Here is a 2,746-nt window from a genome sequence, read left to right on the forward strand (position 1 = left end):
GCGACCAGCCGTCCTCGTCGGGAGTGATGCCGCCAGCACGCGCCTGATGCAGCGCGTCGAGCAATTCGCCATAAACGTCGAGCTGAAGCTGCTGGTGCGCATCGTTGCCGACGCGGACCGGTGCAGAGCCCTCGTAGCCTCGCAGCCAGGGCAGTTCCAGCTCGACCAGGCTTCGCTCGCCGGCAATGCCGTACATGATCTGCATCTGTTCGGGACTGCCGGCGACCGCGCGCAAAAGCCAGTCCCGCCAGGCGCGCGCCTCGTCGTAGAAACCCGTGTTCATGAAGGCGAGCAGCGTCAGTGTCGCATCTCGCAGCCAGCAATAGCGGTAATCCCAGTTGCGCTCGCCGCCTAGCTGCTCCGGCAAGGAGGTGGTAGGGGCAGCGATCACCCCACCGGTGGGGGCGTAGGTAAGCGCCTTGAGCGTGATGAGCGACCGCTTCACGTCTGAGCTCCATCGGCCCTCGACGCCGGACGCCGCGGACCATTGCAGCCAGAACCGCTCGGCCTGCGGCAACAGCTTGGAGGGATGTTCCTGCGGCGGGTCCGGTAGGTGGGAAAATCCGTAGCTGAGCAGGAAGGATGCTGGCTTGCCGTCGCTCACGGAGAACTCGCCCAACGTGCGGAAATTCTCGCCATAAAGTTCGGCGGAGGAGTGCAGCAGCAGCTTGTCCGGCCCGGCGACCGCCCGCAGTCCATGCTCCGTCCGGGTCACCCATGGCACGATCTGGCCATAGCCGAAGCGGATCACGAGCTCGATGGCGAACGCGACCGTGCCCCATTCGGGCAGGACCAGACGGGCGAGATGGCCGCCGCAAAGGTAGGGGGCCATGAAATCGACCAGCACCGCGGCACCTGTAGCGGTCTCAAAACGCGTCTCCAGGACGAGCGTGTCAGGCCGGTAGCGGCGCGTGATGCTGACTGCGGTTCCGCTCGGCGCGATGATCCAGTGGCCATTGTCTACCGTGCCCAGCAGCGCGGCAAAGCAAGCAGCAGAGTCGAACCGCGGCCAGCATAGCCAGTCAATCGAGCCGTCGCGTCCGACCAGCGCGGCCGTCTCGCAATTTCCGATAATCGCGTAGTCCTCGAGCGGCAACGTCATGCTGTCAGGCTTTGAAATCGACCACGACCTTGATGTCGTCCGGACGGCGTTCCAGCGCGTGCTGCCAGTCGCGCAAGGCAACGCGGCGCGTGATCAGCCGGTCAAGCCAGACGTGGTCGGCGCGGGTCAAGGCCGTGGCCGCGGCCTCATAATGGCGTCGGTTGGCATTGACGGTGCCGAACAGGACGGTGTTTTCCAGCACCATGGATCGCTCCAGCTTGGCGGCGTCCAATGTCAGCTTGTGCTCTCCGGAGGAGATGCCGGCGAGGCAAACGATACCATCGGGAGCGACGCGTTCCAGCACCTCAAGAATGACCGTGGTGGCACCCGTGCACTCGATGACGAGGTCCGGCGCGATCCCATTCAGCGTGCCGGCATGATAGGCCGCACCAAGGGCCGCTACCAGTTCAGGTTTGGCGCCGCTCGCAGCGCGATCCATCACGTGCACCTCACAGCCGCGCTGCTTGCCCACGAGGGCAGCCAACAGGCCGATCGGGCCGGCGCCGGTGATCAAAACGCTTTGCGGCCGCCATGCCTGCGAGCGCCGGCTGATGCGCTCGATCTGGTCCCACGCCTTGGCAACGATGCTGGTCGGCTCCATCAGCACCCCGCTGCCGCCGAGGCTTGGATCGAGCTTGACCGCGAATTTCGGATGGATACGGAAACGTTCGGCGGCGTAGCCGTTGCGTTCCTTGATGCCGCGCTCGGTGTAGCGGCCGTTGCGGCACATGTCCCATTCATCATGCGCGCAAGCGGGGCAGGGGACTGGATCGGGTCGCCGCACGATCCCGGCGACGAGGTCCCCGGGCCGCAGTTCGCCTCCGGCAGGAGCTTCCAGAACACGTCCGAGCGACTCGTGACCGATGATCAGCCGGTCCGAATCCGGTGGCGCCCAGCCGTACAAGCCCGCCGCAATATCGCGGTCGGTGCCGCAGATCCCGATTGCAAGCGTCTCTACCAGCACCTCGCCGTCCGACGCCGGCGGTTCCGGCACGTCCTCGAGCCGCAGGGAATTCGGAATACCGGGCGAAACGGCCAGCGCGCGCATGAAGCTGCATTTCTCCGCGTCGCCTGGAAACCCTTCAGCCGGCGCAATGTCAAAGAGGCTGTCCTGCTCTAACCCCCGGCGCGGAAGTTTGTTCGGCCGCAATCCCGCTTCCGGCTTTGCTCGCCCCCAGGCAATCTAGCCGGCGTTTCAATTGCGCGCCCGGGCGTGTATCCTGGCCGTGGGGCGAATGGCGGTTGCATGCGATCGAGAACAAGCAGGCACGCCTTTCGCAAGGCAAGGAGGACATCATGGTGCGTGGAAACCCGAGTGGGATGACGTTTGCGCTGGCGGCCGCGCTCATGCTGCTGGCCGGCAGAGGCGCAGCAGCCGAAGAGCCGAAATACCCCGACTGGAAGGGCCAGTGGATCACCATCAACTATCGCCTGCAGGGGCAGGTCATCAAGTACGATCCAAACAAGCCCTGGGGGGTCGGTCAGAAAGCCCCGCTCACAGAGGAATACAAGAAGGTGTTCCAGCAGAGCATGGACGACCAGGCGCAGGGCGGGCTTGGCACCTATCCGACTGCACTGTGCCTGCCGGGCGGCATGCCGCATGAGATGGCCGCTGGAACCCAGGAATACGTAGTGACGCCGCAC

At 65.1% G+C, this 2,746-nt stretch carries 3 protein-coding genes; 1 reads left to right on the forward strand and 2 read right to left on the reverse strand.

Annotation, left to right across the window (positions count from 1 at the left end):
* Positions 1 to 1,102, reverse strand: a 1,102-nt coding sequence (locus tag QOC89_RS30615) for a glycoside hydrolase family 15 protein (RefSeq protein WP_323048469.1), incomplete at its 3' end; no start/stop codon positions are given.
* Between the two features lie 4 nt (positions 1,103 to 1,106).
* Positions 1,107 to 2,252 (reverse strand): glucose 1-dehydrogenase, encoded by a 1,146-nt coding sequence (locus QOC89_RS30620; protein ID WP_323048470.1) that lies wholly within the window; start codon positions 2,250 to 2,252, stop codon positions 1,107 to 1,109.
* A gap of 92 nt (positions 2,253 to 2,344) precedes the next feature.
* Here QOC89_RS30620 and QOC89_RS30625 point away from each other — a divergent pair.
* Positions 2,345 to 2,746, forward strand: a 402-nt coding sequence (locus QOC89_RS30625; RefSeq protein ID WP_323048471.1) for a hypothetical protein, incomplete at its 3' end; no start/stop codon positions are given.

Source organism: Paraburkholderia sp. (genome assembly GCF_034668105.1).
Taxonomy (GTDB): Bacteria; Pseudomonadota; Gammaproteobacteria; order Burkholderiales; family Burkholderiaceae; genus Paraburkholderia.